General features: G+C 47.9%; 27 protein-coding genes. 22 read left to right on the forward strand and 5 right to left on the reverse strand.

Annotated features, from left to right (window positions below; all coding sequences use genetic code 11):
* Together GRP75_RS10190 and mqnE are read right to left on the reverse strand one after the other, a co-directional pair.
* A partial coding sequence (locus GRP75_RS10190; RefSeq protein ID WP_160789247.1) for an FAD-dependent oxidoreductase occupies positions 1-346 on the reverse strand: 346 nt, incomplete at its 3' end.
* Between the two features lie 203 nt (positions 347-549).
* Positions 550-1,656, reverse strand: a complete 1,107-nt coding sequence (gene mqnE, locus GRP75_RS10195) for an aminofutalosine synthase MqnE (protein ID WP_023990177.1) — start codon at positions 1,654-1,656, stop codon at positions 550-552.
* Between the two features lie 372 nt (positions 1,657-2,028).
* Here mqnE and GRP75_RS10200 point away from each other — a divergent pair, with 372 nt between their 5' ends.
* The 9 genes from GRP75_RS10200 (at position 2,029) to GRP75_RS10230 (ending at position 7,013) form a co-directional block, all read left to right on the forward strand.
* Positions 2,029-2,388: a HesB/IscA family protein gene (locus GRP75_RS10200; RefSeq protein ID WP_013311832.1), complete on the forward strand. Its 360-nt coding sequence runs from the start codon at positions 2,029-2,031 to the stop codon at positions 2,386-2,388.
* 225 nt (positions 2,389-2,613) lie between these two features.
* Complete coding sequence (locus GRP75_RS10205; RefSeq protein WP_160789248.1) at positions 2,614-3,648, forward strand: tyrosine-type recombinase/integrase; 1,035 nt, start codon at positions 2,614-2,616, stop codon at positions 3,646-3,648.
* A 151-nt stretch (positions 3,649-3,799) separates the two neighbouring features.
* Positions 3,800-3,874, forward strand: coding sequence for a putative holin-like toxin (locus tag GRP75_RS30635; RefSeq protein ID WP_220124463.1), 75 nt, complete (start codon positions 3,800-3,802; stop codon positions 3,872-3,874).
* Between the two features lie 176 nt (positions 3,875-4,050).
* The gene (locus GRP75_RS10210; RefSeq protein ID WP_160789249.1) at positions 4,051-4,221 is read left to right on the forward strand and encodes a hypothetical protein; all 171 of its coding nucleotides are present in this window, start codon (positions 4,051-4,053) and stop codon (positions 4,219-4,221) included.
* A gap of 110 nt (positions 4,222-4,331) precedes the next feature.
* The gene (locus GRP75_RS10215; protein ID WP_160789250.1) at positions 4,332-5,282 is read left to right on the forward strand and encodes a tyrosine-type recombinase/integrase; all 951 of its coding nucleotides are present in this window, start codon (positions 4,332-4,334) and stop codon (positions 5,280-5,282) included.
* Between the two features lie 15 nt (positions 5,283-5,297).
* Positions 5,298-5,570, forward strand: coding sequence for a type II toxin-antitoxin system HicB family antitoxin (locus GRP75_RS10220; RefSeq protein WP_160789251.1), 273 nt, complete (start codon positions 5,298-5,300; stop codon positions 5,568-5,570).
* 197 nt (positions 5,571-5,767) lie between these two features.
* The gene (locus GRP75_RS30640) at positions 5,768-5,842 is read left to right on the forward strand and encodes a putative holin-like toxin (RefSeq protein WP_220450166.1); all 75 of its coding nucleotides are present in this window, start codon (positions 5,768-5,770) and stop codon (positions 5,840-5,842) included.
* Positions 5,843-6,162: 320 nt separating this feature from the next.
* Positions 6,163-6,432 carry a hypothetical protein gene (locus GRP75_RS10225; protein WP_160789252.1) on the forward strand — a complete coding sequence of 90 codons (270 nt, stop codon included), beginning with the start codon at positions 6,163-6,165 and terminating at the stop codon, positions 6,430-6,432.
* A 20-nt stretch (positions 6,433-6,452) separates the two neighbouring features.
* A complete protein-coding gene (locus GRP75_RS10230) occupies positions 6,453-7,013 on the forward strand; it encodes a hypothetical protein (protein ID WP_160789253.1) in 561 nt (186 codons plus the stop codon).
* Positions 7,014-7,154: 141 nt separating this feature from the next.
* Here the strand turns inward: GRP75_RS10230 and GRP75_RS10235 are convergent, their stop codons facing one another.
* From GRP75_RS10235 to GRP75_RS10245, 3 genes are all read right to left on the reverse strand, one after another.
* Positions 7,155-7,367 carry a YqaE/Pmp3 family membrane protein gene (locus GRP75_RS10235; RefSeq protein WP_160789254.1) on the reverse strand — a complete coding sequence of 71 codons (213 nt, stop codon included), beginning with the start codon at positions 7,365-7,367 and terminating at the stop codon, positions 7,155-7,157.
* A gap of 217 nt (positions 7,368-7,584) precedes the next feature.
* Complete coding sequence (locus GRP75_RS10240) at positions 7,585-7,749, reverse strand: hypothetical protein (protein ID WP_160789255.1); 165 nt, start codon at positions 7,747-7,749, stop codon at positions 7,585-7,587.
* Positions 7,750-7,781: 32 nt separating this feature from the next.
* On the reverse strand, positions 7,782-8,036 hold the full coding sequence (locus GRP75_RS10245; protein ID WP_160789256.1) for a helix-turn-helix domain-containing protein: 255 nt from the start codon (positions 8,034-8,036) through the stop codon (positions 7,782-7,784).
* A gap of 212 nt (positions 8,037-8,248) precedes the next feature.
* Between GRP75_RS10245 and GRP75_RS10250 the strand changes: the two genes are divergently transcribed.
* The 13 genes from GRP75_RS10250 (at position 8,249) to GRP75_RS10305 (ending at position 17,965) form a co-directional block, all read left to right on the forward strand.
* A complete protein-coding gene (locus tag GRP75_RS10250; protein WP_160789257.1) occupies positions 8,249-8,737 on the forward strand; it encodes a hypothetical protein in 489 nt (162 codons plus the stop codon).
* 805 nt (positions 8,738-9,542) lie between these two features.
* Complete coding sequence (locus GRP75_RS10255; RefSeq protein WP_160789258.1) at positions 9,543-9,953, forward strand: hypothetical protein; 411 nt, start codon at positions 9,543-9,545, stop codon at positions 9,951-9,953.
* Positions 9,928-10,362: a hypothetical protein gene (locus GRP75_RS10260; protein ID WP_160789259.1), complete on the forward strand. Its 435-nt coding sequence runs from the start codon at positions 9,928-9,930 to the stop codon at positions 10,360-10,362. The genes GRP75_RS10255 and GRP75_RS10260 overlap by 26 nt, the downstream gene beginning before the upstream one ends.
* Before the next feature lie 283 nt (positions 10,363-10,645).
* On the forward strand, positions 10,646-11,527 hold the full coding sequence (locus GRP75_RS29190) for a hypothetical protein (RefSeq protein ID WP_202404074.1): 882 nt from the start codon (positions 10,646-10,648) through the stop codon (positions 11,525-11,527).
* Between the two features lie 206 nt (positions 11,528-11,733).
* Entirely contained in the window at positions 11,734-11,985 is a 252-nt protein-coding gene (locus tag GRP75_RS10265; RefSeq protein WP_160789260.1) for a hypothetical protein, read from the forward strand.
* Positions 11,986-12,065: 80 nt separating this feature from the next.
* On the forward strand, positions 12,066-12,341 hold the full coding sequence (locus GRP75_RS10270; RefSeq protein ID WP_160789261.1) for a hypothetical protein: 276 nt from the start codon (positions 12,066-12,068) through the stop codon (positions 12,339-12,341).
* 110 nt (positions 12,342-12,451) lie between these two features.
* Positions 12,452-12,904, forward strand: a complete 453-nt coding sequence (locus tag GRP75_RS10275; RefSeq protein ID WP_160789262.1) for a hypothetical protein — start codon at positions 12,452-12,454, stop codon at positions 12,902-12,904.
* A gap of 15 nt (positions 12,905-12,919) precedes the next feature.
* Positions 12,920-14,017, forward strand: a complete 1,098-nt coding sequence (locus GRP75_RS10280; RefSeq protein ID WP_237448983.1) for an SU10 major capsid protein — start codon at positions 12,920-12,922, stop codon at positions 14,015-14,017.
* Between the two features lie 78 nt (positions 14,018-14,095).
* Complete coding sequence (locus tag GRP75_RS10285) at positions 14,096-14,470, forward strand: phage tail assembly chaperone (protein WP_160789263.1); 375 nt, start codon at positions 14,096-14,098, stop codon at positions 14,468-14,470.
* 173 nt (positions 14,471-14,643) lie between these two features.
* Positions 14,644-14,994: a hypothetical protein gene (locus GRP75_RS10290; RefSeq protein ID WP_160789264.1), complete on the forward strand. Its 351-nt coding sequence runs from the start codon at positions 14,644-14,646 to the stop codon at positions 14,992-14,994.
* Positions 14,984-16,957 carry a phage tail tape measure protein gene (locus tag GRP75_RS10295; protein ID WP_160789265.1) on the forward strand — a complete coding sequence of 658 codons (1,974 nt, stop codon included), beginning with the start codon at positions 14,984-14,986 and terminating at the stop codon, positions 16,955-16,957. The genes GRP75_RS10290 and GRP75_RS10295 overlap by 11 nt, the downstream gene beginning before the upstream one ends.
* 55 nt (positions 16,958-17,012) lie before the next feature.
* The gene (locus GRP75_RS10300) at positions 17,013-17,516 is read left to right on the forward strand and encodes a hypothetical protein (protein ID WP_160789266.1); all 504 of its coding nucleotides are present in this window, start codon (positions 17,013-17,015) and stop codon (positions 17,514-17,516) included.
* Positions 17,513-17,965, forward strand: coding sequence for a phBC6A51 family helix-turn-helix protein (locus GRP75_RS10305; protein ID WP_160789267.1), 453 nt, complete (start codon positions 17,513-17,515; stop codon positions 17,963-17,965). The genes GRP75_RS10300 and GRP75_RS10305 overlap by 4 nt, the downstream gene beginning before the upstream one ends.
* Positions 17,966-18,157 lie beyond the last annotated feature (192 nt).

The raw sequence follows: 18,157 nt of genomic DNA on the forward strand, positions 1-18,157 counted from the left end.
CAGCCCCTGGTGTATTGTGAAAGCGGTCGGTACAACCCAACGCAATGACAAGCTGGTCATAGGGCAAGGGTTCACCGTCTTGAAAATGGACAATCTTATTCTCTAGATCCATCGAGGTGACTTCTCCGTATTTGCGAATAAGACGTTGTTCATCTGGAAAATGCACCCGCAAATCAAAATCAGAAACCGTACCTGCCGCGAGGGCATAGTACTCTGTTTTCAACCCCTGAAAGGGCATTCGATCCACTAAAATAACTTGAACATCGTCGGGAATGTGTTTATCCAGCAATTCTTTGGCAATGGTAAGGCCACCATAGCCGCCCCCCAGAATAACGAAATTTTTCATCAAAATCCGCCTTCCTTTCGCTACCGTGTCCCCGGCAAATGGTCTGGTGTCTCGTCGATCTAACACAAGTTTTTGTTGTTATAAAACCCGAGAATCAGGCCTGCCTTTGTCAGGCAGACCAGCGTATTCCGAGGCAGCAGATGCTGCATGGTGTGAGTAATGGGGATGAAATGCTCGCGGGAAATTTGAATCCGATATTACATTTATTCGAAAACTTCGATTTCGTTATAGAAGGTGTCCCGTTCAACAGGTATACGTCCGGCACCTTTGACCAGCCAGATTAGCTCTTTACGGGTCAATCCGGCAGGGGTTAACGCACCTGCGGCATGGCTGATCTGCTCACGCACAATCGTGCCATGGACGTCTGATGCGCCAAAGGTGAGAGCGACCTGCGTCAATTGCGGTCCAATATTAATGAAGTAAGCTTTGACATGGTCGATATTGTCTAGCATCAGGCGGCTGATCGCAATGGTTTTGAGATCCTCGTAAGCGGAGTTACGACGCATGATGTTGGCATTTTTGCTTTTCGGCTGCATGGACAGTGGAATAAATACCATAAATCCATTCGTTTCATCCTGTAATTCACGAATTTGCAGCATATGTTCAATACGATCCTGATACGATTCGACCGAACCGTACAGCATGGTCGTATGAGTTTTCATGCCGAGATTGTGGGCCGTGCGATGTACTTCGAGATAGCGGTCGACGTTGGCTTTCGTAACACGCATCTTCTTCCGATATTCGTCGGACAAGATTTCTGCGCCACCACCAGTCAGGGATTGAAGTCCAGCCTTTTGCAGCTCCTGAAGCACTTCTTTAATACTCAAGCCGCTTATGCGTGTGAAAAAGTCAATTTCCGCTGCAGTGTAAGCTTTCAGTGTAACGTGGGGATACTTTTCATTTAGTGCCTTCAATGAGTCTACATAGTATTGGAAAGGCACATGATTATTATGACCACCGACGATATGAAATTCTCTTACTCCCGGATGGATGTGTTGCTCTACATAATCAATCATTTCCTGCCCGGACAACGTATAAGAGCCGTCCTCCCCCTGATCCTTGCGGAAATTGCAGAACGCGCAGCGCGCTTCGCATACATTGGTGAAGTACAGGCTCATGTTTTCGATAAAATAAACCTTTTTTCCGTTCTTACGTAAATTAGCTTCGTTAGCCAACTGACCCAGTGTGAGGATATCGTCAGTTTCATACAAATATATACCGTCTTCAAGGTTCAAACGAATACCGTTCTGTACCTTTTCTACAATTTCCGCCATTCTGCGGTCTGTAAAAGGTGTAACTAATGTGGACATGCCTATTCCTCCTTCAAGTTGCTCTGTGCGAGGCTGTCCGCTAAATCAGCGGCACAAGCGCTAGGTGCGCACAGGATGTCCCGTTCCGTCGGTAAGAATCCGGCAGCGCGGATATACGATATGTGAAAAATGTTACAATGCCAGGCTACAATGATGAATGTCTCAAAATATCGCCTTTGAAATGACAAATTTCCGACAGTTTCTTTTACACACTCTTCACCTATTATAAACCTCACACCACCGGTGTTCAATACAAACGAATAGAAAAACAGGTCTTTAAGCCTGTAAGGGAAGGACATTCCATGACTTGAGCACCTGCTAATAGTGGAGTATACTGAAGGAGAACATGAAGTAAAAGAGGAGGATGGAGCTATGATTAACATCACCGATTCCGCTGCTGAGCGTTTGAAAGATATGCTGGAGCAGCAGGAAACGCCGAATATGTTTTTACGTCTGGGTGTTACGCCGGGTGGTTGCACTGGATTCTCGTATGCAATGGGCTTTGACGACAACGAGACGGATCAGGATATATATATGAACGTACAGGATATGAAGATTGTAGTGGAAAAGGAAAGCATCCGCTACCTAGACGGTCTGGAAATCGACTTTGAAGAGTCTGGAATGTCAGGCGGGTTCACGATTCATAACCCGAATGCTGTAGCGACATGTGGCTGTGGTTCAAGCTTCCGTACAGCTACGGATGCCGGGAAACCGAACGAAGAGCCTTGTTAAACCGCGCTATGTCAACGTTTTGACATCCGATGACTTGTTCGGAGGCCGATACGGTTAGCCTAGCGGAATAAGTGTTCGGGGATGCGGATTACGGCGGGATTTTGAGCGTTAACAATCCCGTAAGATGAACGTTAACAACCCCAAAACATGCGATTTAGGGTTGTGAATTACGACCTCTACAGCGGTATAGTCACGTACTATACTTATGTGGAGGTCTTCTTTATTATGGCGTTAAAGAAACGTGAAAGACGGGTGCCGGCTGGCGGAAGAGTGGCGCGCGAGTATCCGCAATTATCACTTGAGCAAGCGATCGACTTCGTTATAAGTGCGAAGAAGTCGGAGGGCTTACGTGAACGCTCGCTCAAGGACTACGCGAAGCACTACGGGTATTTTGTCGATTGGCTACGCGAAAAGCACCCGGACATTCAATACGTCGAGGATATTACGACGGAAATAATTCGGGACCATGTCGCGTATATGAAATTCGATAAGGTGCGTTATTCCGGCCATAAGCACATTTCTACGGAGAATCAACCCGTCGGACTGTCCGATACAACGGTCAACATCCGTCTTCGTACGTTAAAAGCGATATTTAATCAGATGGAACGTGATGAGCTTATCGAGGTCAATCCGGTCACTAAAGTGCGGTTATTACGTCAGGACGTTGACCTCACGAATTGTCTGACTGACGACGAGGTAAAGGCGATATTGGCGCAACCTAAACAGCGGGATTTCGTTGGGTATCGGGATTACGTGGCAATTGCGCTACTACTTGACTCGGGGTGTCGCGTATCGGAAATGCTTAGTCTCCGTATATCTGACATAGACTTTCAAACACGATTTATCACGTTGAGCGGTGAAGTGAACAAGAACCGCAAGCCTCGGATGGTTCCGATTTCTGCGCATGTGGCAAAATTGTTATTACAGTTAATAGATGAAAACCGCCAGTATTTCACAACGGATCGCATATTCATGTCTTGCTTCGGCGATCCTGTAACAGCGAATCATTTCAATAAACGGCTCAAATATTACGGAGAGAAGGCAGGCGTATCCGGTAAGAAGATGACGGCACACGTTTACCGTCATACCTGGGCGCGTGCAATGATTCTTAACGGAGCCGATCCGTTTACCGTACAGAAAATGGGCGGATGGTCCGACATACGTACGATGCGGCGGTATATTCAAATGGATACGAATGATATACGGCGGAGTCACGACGAGTATTCGCCAACATCTCGGTTTATTAAGAAGCGAGTTTGATAACGACGCTCATCTCTTCGGAGGTGGGCGTTATTTTTTGCATAAAAGGTAGGAGGGAAAAAGTAGTAGGCGTTAAGTAGAGGGTGTTGTATAATTAGACAAGCAAGGTATAGCAAAAAGCGGCCCTCTCTTTGAGTGGAGGTGACCGCCTATGACCGTATATGAATCGTTGTCTTTAATGATAATGTTTGCTGCTCTTGTCATTGTAATAAGACGCGAAAAATAACCGACCATCCCGCAAAAGATACCGGTTATTTTTCGTAAACGCTTGAACCAGGTCGCTATTGCTATGCCTTGCGGCCTTACAACCAAGTTTTATTTTTATTTCACTCTTACACCTTTATTGTACACAATGTGATTATATTTGTATATATGGAGTCTGCTTAAAGTAGACTTTTTCGTATGTTCATCGCAGCCGTCGTCGGCCTCGCGTATCAAGTTCTCGAAAAGTACGGAGTAGCACCGGATTTCGGAACGTGGCAGATCGGAGTAGACATCGTTTCGTACGCGTTGATCGGGACAGGCGTGTATTCTACGTTCAAGACGGAGCAGAAGGCGGAAGATACGAAGTAACGGACTTTAACGGACTCACTTGTGCGGGAGATTGCGTGAGTGGGTCCGTTTTTGTATTCGATGAGCTATTAGATTAAACTCTCTCTTAATAATAGGAGAGGAGTTTGAACATGGACTACAAAGAGAAAAGAAAGAAAATCATTGAACAAAAGCAGAACAAGGAGCTATTGGAGATGGACGAAGCTATAACTGGCTTCCTTCAGTCGAGGAAGCTCAAAAATCTGACCGAAAATACACATGATTTTTACTTTCAAACCTTGAGTAAGTTCAAAGAGTTCCTGGCCGAAAATGATGTATCGCGTCCTATAGACGTAATTACGGAAGACATATACGAATTTATACAACGTAGATTAGACATAGGTAATAAAGCGCCTACAGTCAACAAATATTTAAGAGGGCTTCGTGCGTTCTTTAATCACTTGCATAGCTCGGGTTACTTAAGTGAGAACCCAATGGAACCGATTGATAAGCTCGTTGAAGAAAAGCGCATTAATCGCACGTTAAGTCGCGAACAGGTTGTTGCGTTATTGGACGCGCCTGATAGAGGTACGATAGCCGGTTTCCGCGCATACGTCTTCCTACTCGTTCTTTTGGATACGGGGATACGGCTGGAGGAGGCGCTGACCTTTCGTGTACATGACGTTTACTGGCAGGAGCAAGTGATTCAAATTTACGGAAAGGGCCGCACTGAACGTGTTGTGCCATTCAGCGAAACTTTGGCGCTAAGATTACGTGAATATAAGGAGATGCGTGGGGAACAAGAACACGATATTTTCTTCGTAAATGCGGAGGGTCAGCCGCTTAAACGCCGGTATGTACAGGAGCAGATAAGCGATTACGGAAAACTGGCTAATATCAAGGGAGTTCGCGTATCGTGCCATTCGTTGCGGTATACGTTTGCACGCAATTACTTAATGAACGGTGGTGATATTGTTTCGCTTATGTCGATCATGGGCCATAAGACGTTGGAGATGGTGAAACTCTACGCAGAGATGTATCAGCCGGATATCTCCGTACAGCATACGAAATATTCACCGGTAAACTCGATTCTTAACGATTAGTAGGAGGCGTCACTTATGAAAAACCGATACGTATACCCGGCCATATTCGATTACCCAAGCGAAGGATCAGACGACGGAATCTCGGTCAGCTTCCCGGACTTGCCTGGCGCATACACATGCGGCGACACAGACGAAGAAGCGCTGTATATGGCGAAGGATTGCCTCGCGCTGCATCTCTACGGAATGGAAGCGGATGGCGACGATATTCCAGAACCATCACGCTTGGTAAGCGTCGAAACAGAGGCGAACCAGTCCGTCGTGTTGATTGACGTATGGATGCCGAAATAATGGAGATAACAACGGACTCATTTAAGTTGCGTAGGTGGGTCCGTTTTTTCTTTTAGTGACAACGTGCTACTTCTTCAGATGTAGCGTGTATCTAATTACGACTGTATAAAATGGTAGGCAGTAAGGGGGAGATACTGTATAATTTAGAAAGCAGGGCATAGCAAAAAGCGGTCCTCTCTGAGGGGAGGTGACCGCCCATGACCGTGTATGAATCTTTGTCACTTATGATAATGTTCGCTACACTTGTCATTATTATAAAACGCAAAAAATAGCCGCTATCTTTGGCGGATGTGGGCTATTTTTCGTGAAATACTACAATTAAATTAGAATAGGGCCGCGCTATGTCTTGCGATACTAGCGGCCTTTTCTTTTTGTAATGCGTTACATTTTTTCTTTTTGTAATGCGTTACATTTTTTATTTTATTATACACTAAACATTGACTATAAACAATTGTTTTATTATTTTGCCTATATAATACGGAAAAATTTATGTAACAGGGAATTTGTTGTTATTTTTCGTGTAACTGTAGTGACAGTGGCCTAGTCCGATGGTATTATTTAGGTAAACGTGAGATGGCGGGGGAGATTTGGTTTGATTAACGGTGTCGTAAAGAGCGACAAGCCAACGGAAAGGCAAGAACAACGGAAGGGTAGCGCGCTCGCGTTCCTTGGATGGACGTTTGTGGTACTCTCTTTGTTGTGGTTTCCCGTGGTTACGTCTCCGATCGCGGTTATTCTCGGATTCCTTACGAAAAAAGTTGAAGGTCGCGATATACAAGGGTCGGTAATTATGATCGCGGCGATTGCGTGTGGTGTGCTTGGGGTGTTGGGCGGATTGTATGCAGGCGCAACGAGAAATTAGGTAACAAAGGAGTTGGCAAAATGGCCTCAGAACAAGACGGAACTTTGGTTTCTACATCCTATATGGCTGAGATGTTTAACGATGCATTATATTATCTTTATGAAGCCAGTAATGCAGGAGATGAACTTACCAAGCACAGATTTAATAGATCGGCTATCATAAACTTTTGTTCTTCAGCCGAAGCAGCAATTGCTAAGGTACTACATAAACACCTTGAACAGTATAAAGATGATTTAAGGGATAAAGATGATATAAGGTTGTGGCGAAGCCTTAACAATCCTGATATTATGCCACCGAAAGCATCTAAATCAATACCAGGTAAGATTGAAACTATTGAAAGATTATTAGCAAAGAGATTCCCAGAAGAAATTAAAGTAGCTTATATGCAATTAACTAATTTAAGGAACAAAATAATACACTTTGATCCTTCCAACAAACTAATTGTATACAACGATGGTACTGTGGAAAGAATGGCGACCAAAGCACCTGAAATTATTGGGGACTTTATATCTGAGTTATTTAAAATGATCGACAGCTACACAGTTGATGGGTTTCAGACAAAACGTGTACATAGTTATTAAGTGTGATCATTCAGCATTTTCACCGCAAATAAGCGCCATAACTCCGTCCAGAACACCCACATAAGAGTATCGCCATAAACGCCTAATTTCACGTTAAAAGCCCGTGTCCTCAACGTAGAGGCTTACGGGCTTTTTCGTCGTTTATAAGCGTCGGTGGTCTTGACCTCGGTGTATTGCTCGGATTAACTGTTCGTTACGCTTATCTGCTTTATGGCTGTTTACAACAACCAATGCGTGAATCACACCAGGGATGAAGAAAAATAGACAAAGTATAAAATTTAAAATAGCCTGGCCGGGTTTGCCACAAAGTAGAACCGCCAACGGCGGAATCAGAATAGCAAGAAGGTATCGCATCAGATGTAACCCCTTTTACGTTTATTTACTTTGAGCACAATTTTATCAGATAGAGGGGAATTATACTACAAAAAACTGGAAATTATGCCCTCGGCGGTTGAGCGCGTACAGCTTCGAGCATATCGCACATACACAGCAGTATTTCACCGTAAAATCAGCGTATATCAGGCCACTAAAGCCTACGGTTAGGTATCCGTAAGGGTACAAGTAGAGGGGGCTAATTTAGCGTTGGTTTTACGTCATTACAAAGCGAAATGATTTCGCGTATTTCATCGCTTATTGAGTCTATGCGTGCGTTAACGTTGTCGATCTTATCTATCGTAACGCGTTGCTTGCGATCCAGTTCGAGGACGAGTGCATGAATTTCGTCGTTCATTTCCATAATAGGCCTCCTACGTAAAAAAGACCGCGAGATTAACGGTCTTCTTTTTTTGGTTCGGTACTTTCTTTGGCACTTTGAGGTATGTACTCAAGTAGGTCGCCGGGAGTGACACCTAATCCCCGGCATAACGCACCGAGAGTATCATAATCAATACGTTTGGTTGCGTTACCGGCAAGTGAGGTAATTGTATTTCGACTCACACCTGTTAGTTCTACTACATCTTTGTTTTGCAGTGACCGCTCTTTCATAATATCACCGAGACGGCAGCGTATACTCAAAGGCTCCATAATAAAATCCTCCAAAAACATGCACAACATGTTGACATCGTGAAAACAAGCGATTATTATGTATGTATGCACAACATGTTGACATATCGAAATGTTAACTAATATTAATATACGTTCATCGTACCTAATGGTTTCATGTCCCGAGCAACATCGTACCGTAACGAAGCTATGTCCGCAATTCATCCTATATATCCCGCTTGGAGGCGAATCATATGTCAATCACGTTAGGTTTCATCCGCAATCGTCGCGAAAGTAACGTCATCCTCACGGTCGGAAGCGGCCGCACTCGCCAAGAACTCCGTGTTACATCGGAATTATTCTTCACTATTATACCGCAAGCTAATCCGTTTCTCTACGGTGACGTAGTCGTAGCTACTCCGGCACAACTCGTTGAACTCGGCTTTGAATTAGACGCAGAAATGAAGCGCGAAGTCTTCCGTGTTGTACGCCCGCTAGTTACTCCGGCTCAAGTTCGCTACGTACTCGATCCGATCACGGGAAACTACATACTTCGGTACGTCGGCACGCGCCAGGAACTCGTCATACAACCGCGCGCATTTTGGCTGATAACCAAAGTCAGTCGGCGATCACCACTCGGTAGCTTAACGTTGTCAATGGACGTAATGAAGGAACTCGGATTCATCGTCGGGAAGGGAGGCGTCCAGATTGAACGCATTAAGCAATTTATCAACTACGCGTAACATCGTTATATCGCGTAAGACGCGTAAACGTATCGTCGCAGTTCTTAAGTTTATATACGCGGTCGTTTTAATTGCGCGCGAGATATTGACGTAAAATACCTCCGATGAACCTAACGCCAATATGGGGAGGAGACGCGCGTGTATTTACCGGCTGTCTTTGCGCCAACATCGACAGTCAATCGTTTATGTCCGTAACTTCCGACGCCAATCGGAGGGAACAGTCGCTGAGTAGCGCTAACTGCTCGCTAATCTTCGGTCGGTAGCGAAAGGACGCGCCAACGTCCCGACTACCGGCCAGCTTCGACAATTCCTACGTCCGGATACGGCAATATCCGTCAGGCAGGCGTAGTTTATATAAATTTTTCACACCAAGACGATCGGCCGGTAAATCCGGTTCAGGCACCGGTCGTCTGCTTGTTATATCTAGTAATACGCAGGACGCGAACATAGGTTCCATTTTATTACGAAAAAAGTTATTTGTTCACGATTTAGACACAACTTACGTGTGCGGCCGGTCCAGCTCTGGTGATTTCGTGTCCTTATATATTACGAGGAGAAGATTTCACGAGAATCTGTGCCGGAGTCAAAGTTCGCAGTAGACAATACAGTATCGGGTGTGCGAACGCTTATCGGCCAGCGTGTTATCTATACCGGAGAAAATAAATTTCCTCAAAAGTGTGTCACGAGCCGTTGAGCGTCGTTGTAGTAAGTACAAGGCGGAGAATTTTCAACGTGGGTTGCGATCCGAAAGGCAACGGCTCCGTTGTGGGCTGCCGCTCAATTATTTTACGGAAGGAGAACGTTTATGACGATCGACACGGGGAAATTGCGGTCTCATGAACGGGACGACTGGTTCGTTAAGGTCCCGGCCATACTGTTCCGGCTGTATCCGCAACTTGAAGGTTTTAACGTGGAATCGGCGGGCTTTTACGGCTATTTACGTTCCTGGTGCCAAAACAAGCCGGACCACCGATTATACGGTAAAACGTGGCTAAATCAACGCGAAATAGAGGCGCAAACGGGGCTATCTCCGTACAAAATACGCCAGCACACGGCTACGCTTTGCCGTTACGGTTTGCTCAACGTCACAAAGTCCAATCGCATTCCGAACAAGCTCATATACGAACCACTTGAGCCTCTGACGTACGCGGAATTTCACGAAAAATACGGTATAGGAGGGGGGACGGAGGATGAGCGACCTTCGGACGTTAGCTAAGATAGCGATTAAACAAAAAGAGACCGTCCTAGAGCGGGGACATGGCGGGTACTCGCCTTCACTCCATTCGCTCTTTCGCGTTCATTTAGTTGAAATGGGGGAGAAATACCGGAAGAACGACGCGAGAGACGCAATTCTGCTTTTGCTTTACCTTCACGCGTATGTGAACGGAACCGAGGCGAACGATTACTATATGTGGGCGTTCCCAACGGTAGAGCAAATACGTGAAGATACAGGGATACACGGTGACCGAATTAAACCGTTGTGCCTGATGCTAGAGGTAGAGGGCCTTTTGATCACGAAATTAATTCCCTGGCGTGGAAATGTTAAAAAGATTTATCTTCCGCTTTACTATCCGCGCTCAGAGGAGGCTGTAGGAGAAGCGATTCCTGTAGACGGAGTGGCTTAAATCCCGTTCATGGGAATCGTCGTACTCCGTTTATAGGAATGTAATAAGAACGAAGTAACAAGAACGAATAAATAAGAATAAACATTACGACATCATAACCTGTTTCGGGATAGAAGACCACTATCCCTCACGCGTCGTCATTCGCTTACGCTCATTCCTAGCGAAGTATCATACGCGCATTGAGATAGTCACATATAGATTTTCGCGTGAGAACTTCCACTAGGAAGAACAACAGATACGCGGACATCAAAATATTAAGTTTCCATTATAGGAGGGGGATTTATTGGAAGCAGCCAAAAAGTTAGTTGAGTACCAACATAGTCCGCAACTCGAACTCATCGTCACGCCGCCATTATCGAAACTCACCGCCAAGGCAAAGGAGACCGTTCGGGCCGACGTTCTCGATGCCGTTCCGTTGATACAGGAGTATGAAGAGGACATCGGAAATTACCTCGCCAGTATTGAGCGCCGCGAGCTCGTTGTAAGCGAGAGCAACCTGGTTATGCGCGACGGTAGTAAGGCCGCACGAGTCCGTTATTCTCCGTTTTGGGAAGCGCTGGATACGATGGGGCAACGGCTAGATTACGTCATTGAAAATAATAGCCGGATGTTAGAAAGAGAGGTGGCATCGGGGAGAACGCGGGCGGAATGGATCGAACTTGAGCGGGATTACGTCGGGTTTCCTCCGGTAGTTTATGAAGATGAAAGGGAACCTACATATTGCGCAGCATGGAATTGCCATAATGAGGTGCGACTGACTGGTAAACGGCCCTCAAAGTATTGTTCAGAGAAGTGCAGACACGAGCAAAAAGCCGCAGAACGGAGGTTTAAAAGAACCGGCACATTCCTGCCGGTTAAGGCTTACGAAAAGCTGCGAATCGGATACGCACAGGCTAAGACGACGTACAAAGAGGTTTCTTGGGATGCGGTTCCTAAAACACTCGCGACGGATGGGAAGGACTACAGGGAACCGAAGAGGAGGAAACTCACCGTCGCGGAGATGACTGCGATGGAAATGCGCCGCAGATATCGAGAGCATGGCGAGACTGAATACTACAATTTAAAGGATACTTGTTATTATATCGACGAGGAGGGCAACTATCATGTGGACAATCGAGAATGGCAAGAGGTGATGAAGATACGGAGGCTATTTTTCGTGGAATAATTTTATATAGGTTATGAGAGAGGTTTGGTCGACTTCTCTTGCTGCGGCGTCCTCAACAGCGCCGCGGCCTCCTTAGATTTGGGGCAATCGGGCAGCTTCGGCAACTCGGTTGCTTTTCTTCTTAAACCAACTAAAAATTGATCATAAAGCGCAGGGCCGAACGGCTGCTGCGCTATTTTTATGTCCGGAAGGAGGGGAGCGCAAAAGTGGACGTAATTCTACGGCACAAGTTGAGTAAGGGGTACGGAGGGGCCTGCGCCGCATTCTTTACCGTTGTTGACCCGGATACGGGGGAGATATTAAGCGAGTTTGTTCGCGATTGCTCATATATGTCGGAAGCGGTCGCGGTTAATGAGTCGGTCGCGTTCGGAGTAAGAGAAGTACATAAAAGGTATGCAGGAATGGTATGGCTCGACGTTGAGCGGGCTGATCTACTTCGGGAGGGGTGGTTGGGGTGATATTAACGGTCTATCAGCAAGTTTTTGTTCAAGGCGCATGTACGCGGGCGCACATAACAACTGTAGACGAATCCGGCGCAGTGCTTGAGCGTCGATTTGCGACATACGAAGCGTACCCGCTTTACACAATATCGCAGGAGCATCGTGACTTTGTATTAAAGGCGCTTAGGCGCAGCTTCGATGTTGAGAAGATTGTCTATGACTGCAACGTTCAGGGCCGTAGTGAGTTTACTCCGAGCGGTCGCGGTTGGATCGTCGAGCATATCAGCCATCCTCGATTTGGTAAGTACACGCAGCCTCGCGTTATATGGCACGATCCACAACCGGATGATGAAGAAGTTGCAAGTGAAGAGTAGCGTGAAGGAGGTGAGACCGGTGATCACTCCAGCAGTAAAACGGCTAATGACGCCACGAGGTTTTACGTGGTTCAGACACATGAAATTTAAATGGTAAAGGAGCGGTATACGTGGAGGACGTAACAAATCCGGAGATTCCGGAAGAACAAACGCAAGAACCAACGTGGGAGGATGAACGCGCGGAGCTCACCCAGCGGCTTGAAACGTTGACAACGGAGCTACACAGCCAACGTGTTAGCAACGCCTTCTATCGGAAGGCAAGAGCAGCAGGTATTGACGATCCGGACGCACTGGCGGGTATCGTAAATCTTTCCGCTGTAACGTTTGATGACGTAGGACAAGCGCAGGGGATTGATGAAATCCTGACCGCGTTTACCTCTGCCGCTAAACCAAGGGAACCGCGTTCTATAGGAGGCCCGTTTGCGCCCAATTATGGTGAGCGAGCCGAAAAGACGAGTGAACAGCGACTTGCGACAGCAGCGGAAAAGGCTAAGCGTACCGGGCGTCCGGAAGACATGGTTGAGTATATGGAACTCAAAAGTAAACTTAAATCACAAAATTAATAGGGGGAATTTATTATGACAATTTATACAACTGACTTGGTAGGTAAGCGTGAATCTATAGCCGATGAAATTTTGCTGCTTAACCCAACACAAACGCCGATGCTGAATTTACTCGGATTCGGCCAGCCAGTCACATCAATCACACACGCATGGTACGAGGACGCGATGTTTGCGACACGTACGACGGTGACTGCCGCTGCTGCGGTGGATGCAACGGAAATTAAGGTGGCTAGCACCGAGCCGTTCCGACCGCGTACCATTGCGGAAATTGGCGATGAACTCGTATTGATTCAGGCCGTCGATACCACCGCAAATAAAATCACGGTTGTTCGTGGTTACAACGGAACAACTGCTGCCGCAATTACGAAGGACTCTCCGATAGAATCGTTGTACGGCGATAGTCTGGAAGGTGCAGACGCACGGGAGGCCCGCTTTAAAGAACGTCTCAAGGTCGACAACGTGACGCAAATCTTCGAGGATACGGTGAGCATTACCGGGTCTGCGGAAGCGGTAGCGCAGTACGGAATCGGGGCGTCAGGATTGTACAGTTATGAGAAAGCGAAGAAGCAAATTGAACTCGCGCTCCAGTTGGAAAAGGCGATTATCGGCGGTAGAAAGTCGGACAACGGCAATAGACGCACAATGCGCGGTATCCGTAGCTTCATCGAGACTAACGTAACCACTGCGGGCGGGCCCGTTACGAAAAAGCTGCTCGATGACGTGGCGCAACAAGTCTACAATGCGGGCGGTTTTGCCACAGGAAGCGCAGGCTATACGCTCGTTGTTCCTGCCGTGCAGAAGCGCGCAATTAGTGACATGGCATTTACGAATATTAGATTGACGCAGGCGGAGAATAGTCGCGGCCAGAAGGTCGATCACATCGTTAATGACTTCGGTATGTTCCAAGTTGTGCTAAACGATAATCTGAAGCCGGACGAGATTCTGTTTATCGACGCCAATCGGATTAAGATTCGACCGCTCGGCGGTCGCTCCTTCGGTCACACGTACCTCGGCGTCAAAGGCGATTATCAGTCCGGTATCGTCGTCGGCGAGTACACACTGGAGTTCCAACAAGAGAAGGCGCACGCCCGTATCAAAGGGCTGACCGCATAAGTAAATAGCGAAACCACAGAGGTCCTACTTTGGGACCTCTTTTTAATTCCAACAAAAACACATACGGAGGCTGATTATATGACTAGCAGACTTGAAGCATTACTCGGAGCAACTACGGATTTACAGGAAGGCGTGTATATTCCGCGTTTGGGTACGGATTTCATCGTCAAGGCGCTGGACGAAGACACGCTCGAAAAAGCTCGCGCACAGGCAACGACGGGCAAGGACGGCAGGGTCGATGAGTCGCTATTTAACCGCCTACTGATCGTTAAAGCCGTGGCTGACCCGGACCTAAACGATAAGGCGCTTAAAGATCACTACGAAGCGTCCGACTCGGCCGACGTCGTTAAAAAGGCGCTGCTACCCGGTGAACAATCCCGCATCGTACAGGCGTTGCTGAGACTGTCTGGATTCGTTGATGATGCGAAGTTGATTGACGAAGCAAAAAACTAATCAAGTCGGGCGGGGAGTCGTACGTGCTGCATGAAATCTTTCAGCGGCACGGTATCCCGCCCGACGAAGTCTATGCCAAGGAACGACGGCACCGGTTGTTTATGTACGCGTCGATAATGCTTCAGTTTGAAAGGGAAGCGAAGGCGGCGCAACAACGATAAAGGGGGAGTAACATGTCGGATAATATTACGGTAGCTTTTGAGCGCGTAATCCCGATCGCGAACTTACTCGCGGAGATCATCACGTACACTCGGCCGGGTAACTATAGATTCCGGACAAACCACGCGGTGCAGTACGCAACGTGGACGGAGACAGCCACGCAATTCGAGGCTTCCGGGGTTCATTCGATTAAGACCGTTGGATACCGAATGCGTAGGCTTTCAGATGCGCTTGAAAAAGCAGATAGCGCTGTAGACCGCGGTCGAAATGCAATGCGGCAGACGTTAGCAGTACACGATGCGCTGCGTAAGTTGCTGCGTGCGATCGACCGTTATCGGGAGTGGGTGGTACTGAGTGGCGTTTGATTTAATCGGGCATTTACGGTTAAGAGACGAGATGAGCAGCAAGCTCAGTAAGGCTATGGGCGGCATGATGAAGTTCGGAGCAGCGGCGGGCCTTCTTGGGTCTGCCGTTTCTGCTGTCGCCGTTGCGGGAGATTCCGTTAAAAAAGCAATGGATTTTGAGGAGCAAATGTCCACGATTAAAGCTTTAACGGGTTCTACAGATGCACAAATGAAGCAGATGCAACAACTCGCGCTGGAGCAGGGAATGGCTACTAAATATTCAGCACTTGAGTCAGCAAAAGCGATCGAGGAGCTTTTGAAGGCGGGAATGTCCACCGCGCAAGTCCAAGCGGGCGGTCTTAACGCAGCGCTCAACCTCGCGACGGCTGGCGGCTTGGAACTCACGGAAGCTGCGGAGACAATGGCAACGTCGCTGAACGCGTTTAAGAAGGACGGGCTTACAGCGGCACAAGCTGCGGATATTCTCGCGGGTACTGCCAATTCCGGGGCAACCGACGTAAGAAGTCTCGGATATGCTCTCGCGAGTGCGGGCGGCGTTGCGGACATGGTAGGGGTATCGTTCAAAGACTTTAATACCGCGATTGGTCTCGTGTCCAATGACGGGTTGAAATCCGGGTCGGATGCCGGTACCTCTTACAAGTCTATGCTGATGTCTTTGCAGCCTCAGACAAAGAAGGCCGCACGACTGTTCGAAGACCTCGGCATTGGCGTCGGCAAGGCAAATAAGTTCTTCGAAAAGGGCAAGATCAAGGACCTAGCGGGCGTGGCTGACGTTCTGCAAAAAACGCTCGGTAAGATGTCGGAACAGGATCGAACGGCTACGCTGCTGGACATGTTTGGTACTGATGGCGTAAAGGCCGCAACTACGTTATATAAGGCGGGTTCTAAAGGCGTCAAGGAATTTCAGCGTCAGATGAGCAACGTCACTGCGCTCCAAGTAGCCAAGGAAAAGATGAACAACGCAGCCGGTGCAGTGGAACAACTTGAAGGGGCTATACAGACGCTTCAGATATCCGCGCTACTTCCAACGATGCCGATGATCGCTGCACTCGCAAATAAAGGGTCCGAGCTCGCTATTCAATTAAATAACTGGTTGGATTCCGATCAAGCGAAGTCGTGGGTCAACGCGATTAAGTCTACGTTTACCAGCGTCATGGCTGTGCTAGCTCCTGTAAGTCAGGCCGTTATGAACGGAGTTAAATCGTTACTCCCGACGGCGCAGACGACATGGACCGCACTCGTAAACGGGGTCACGAATGTAGTTGGCATATTTAAAAGCTACTTTCCGCAGATATCGAGCGCTCTCCAATCGGCTTGGACGTTCATGCAGCCGGTGTTCGTGTTGGTTCAATCGGCTATTAAAGCGATCGGCGAAGTCGTAGTCGCAGTATTACCGACCGTACTGGACATCTTTAATACGGTATTTCCAATCGCAGCCAAGCTCGTCGGGTACCTCGCGCAAGGGATTACGTTCCTGATTGATAACGTTGTACGGCCGATGCTTCCGACACTCGGAGAATCATTTGCGGCTGCGTGGGAAACCGTTAAGCCTATCCTGAAGTTCATGGAAGCAGCGATTGACGCGGTGGCTTCTGCGATCGAGTACGCATATAAGAAGTGGCAGGAGTTCAAAAATTCTGACGCGGCGCAGGTATTATCCGGGAACTTCTCGTTAGGTATGCCGGAGGCTTTTGGCGGAAGCGGCGTTATTCAAGTCGAACGTCCCAATGCGAATGGTCATGCGGGCGGGCTCGACCGAGTACCGTATAATAACTATCCTGCGCGTCTTCATCGGGATGAAACAGTCCTCACGAAGCACGAGGCGTCCGAGTGGCGTGACCAGCAGCGCGGCAAGGGCGGACACGGTGGAGTAAATATTTATCTCGGCGGGGTCACGATTAACAACGATTCTGACATCGAGGTACTATGTGGGCGTCTTGTAAAAGCGTTGTCACGTGCTTAATCTTCACGGGCGGGCTGCGGCTCGCTCTTTTACTTACGGAAGGGGAACGATTGAATTGAATGACGTCGCACGTTTAACGGAGTGCATACGTAAATTCCGTACTGAACAAGGATTAGACCCGGACCCGAAGCCATTACCCGAGCTCGTTAGTACTCCGCTGGCGCTCGCTATAATCGGCCGACTCAAACCATTTACCGCGATCATGGTCAAATACGCGCGGATACTGGCCGAGGGCGAGGTTACACGTATTGATACGGATAGACTATCTCAATACGTGGATTATGCGAAGCTACTGAAACACGCGGGGGAGAAGCTTTGCAGCATACCGGGCTTGGGCGTTGAGCTATCTCTCGGAGTTATTAATCGCGTAAACAACGCAATAGACGAGGATAAGCTGAATACACTCGATATTAACGCTCAAGTGCGGAGTCTTCATATTGCGCTTAATTGGTTGACGAGTAGGGACACGATGAAAAAGGTGGGAGCGTTTAGCAATGAGGAAACATTTCAAGCCGCAATAGCAGACGTGAAGAAACGTATAGAGGAGGAGTCCGAATGAGTTCACAGCGTATACGACTGGAGGAACAGCTTACACCGCAGCAGCAACGAGCCGCGCAATTACTCGTATCTAACGAGTGGGGCGAACTACTTTCCGACGGTGGAAAGAAGCGCACAATGCAGGAGCTTGCGGACGAACTCGGCATAGCGCGTTCGACGTTATACGAGTGGAAGGCGCAGACGACGTTCGCTGCCTACGTCAACTACTTAGCCGAGCGTCAACTTGATTCGATGCGGTCGACCGTGTACACTCAGTTGATGAAAGCGATAATGGGCGGCAATAACGGTATGCCTTCCGTTAAGGCAATCGACTTGTTCATGCGTAGATACGGGCTGCTTACGGATCGGACGGAAGTTGTCGATACGCGGGAAGAGGTTGAAAATAGACGTAGATCGGACGAAGCTATCCGCAAAGACATCGAAGAGTTGGACCGAATGTTGGCGGGATAATCCGACGATTCCGGACATATAGCCCGTTTTACCTACACGAAGCTCCCGACGCGTACCTGCCTTAAAACTCGGGGGTTGGCTGGCTTGGGGTTTCCGTAATGGCGGATTTAAGTGCCGCGTCCTACGTTGGTTAAACGAGATATTTATGCATCTACCTCCGTGCATAAACTACCAGCGCGTATACCCGTTAGG

This window comes from Paenibacillus sp. OT2-17 (assembly GCF_009827695.1).
Classification (GTDB): Bacteria; Bacillota; Bacilli; order Paenibacillales; family Paenibacillaceae; genus Paenibacillus; species Paenibacillus polymyxa_B.

Excerpts from the sequence above, each read along its gene's own strand:
- GRP75_RS10230 (WP_160789253.1), top strand. The coding sequence starts at position 6,453 with ATGGCCTCAGAACAAGACGGAACTTTGGTTTCTACATCCTATATGGCT.
- GRP75_RS10220 (WP_160789251.1), top strand. The coding sequence starts at position 5,298 with ATGAAAAACCGATACGTATACCCGGCCATATTCGATTACCCAAGCGAA.
- GRP75_RS10305 (WP_160789267.1), top strand. The coding sequence starts at position 17,513 with ATGAGTTCACAGCGTATACGACTGGAGGAACAGCTTACACCGCAGCAG.
- GRP75_RS10260 (WP_160789259.1), top strand. The coding sequence starts at position 9,928 with ATGAGCGACCTTCGGACGTTAGCTAAGATAGCGATTAAACAAAAAGAG.
- GRP75_RS10215 (WP_160789250.1), top strand. The coding sequence starts at position 4,332 with ATGGACTACAAAGAGAAAAGAAAGAAAATCATTGAACAAAAGCAGAAC.
- GRP75_RS10235 (WP_160789254.1), bottom strand. The coding sequence starts at position 7,367 with ATGCGATACCTTCTTGCTATTCTGATTCCGCCGTTGGCGGTTCTACTT.
- GRP75_RS10255 (WP_160789258.1), top strand. The coding sequence starts at position 9,543 with ATGACGATCGACACGGGGAAATTGCGGTCTCATGAACGGGACGACTGG.
- GRP75_RS10250 (WP_160789257.1), top strand. The coding sequence starts at position 8,249 with ATGTCAATCACGTTAGGTTTCATCCGCAATCGTCGCGAAAGTAACGTC.
- GRP75_RS10205 (WP_160789248.1), top strand. The coding sequence starts at position 2,614 with ATGGCGTTAAAGAAACGTGAAAGACGGGTGCCGGCTGGCGGAAGAGTG.
- GRP75_RS10285 (WP_160789263.1), top strand. The coding sequence starts at position 14,096 with ATGACTAGCAGACTTGAAGCATTACTCGGAGCAACTACGGATTTACAG.
- mqnE (WP_023990177.1), bottom strand. The coding sequence starts at position 1,656 with ATGTCCACATTAGTTACACCTTTTACAGACCGCAGAATGGCGGAAATT.
- GRP75_RS10200 (WP_013311832.1), top strand. The coding sequence starts at position 2,029 with ATGATTAACATCACCGATTCCGCTGCTGAGCGTTTGAAAGATATGCTG.
- GRP75_RS10290 (WP_160789264.1), top strand. The coding sequence starts at position 14,644 with ATGTCGGATAATATTACGGTAGCTTTTGAGCGCGTAATCCCGATCGCG.
- GRP75_RS10210 (WP_160789249.1), top strand. The coding sequence starts at position 4,051 with ATGTTCATCGCAGCCGTCGTCGGCCTCGCGTATCAAGTTCTCGAAAAG.
- GRP75_RS10240 (WP_160789255.1), bottom strand. The coding sequence starts at position 7,749 with ATGGAAATGAACGACGAAATTCATGCACTCGTCCTCGAACTGGATCGC.
- GRP75_RS10245 (WP_160789256.1), bottom strand. The coding sequence starts at position 8,036 with ATGGAGCCTTTGAGTATACGCTGCCGTCTCGGTGATATTATGAAAGAG.
- GRP75_RS10280 (WP_237448983.1), top strand. The coding sequence starts at position 12,920 with ATGACAATTTATACAACTGACTTGGTAGGTAAGCGTGAATCTATAGCC.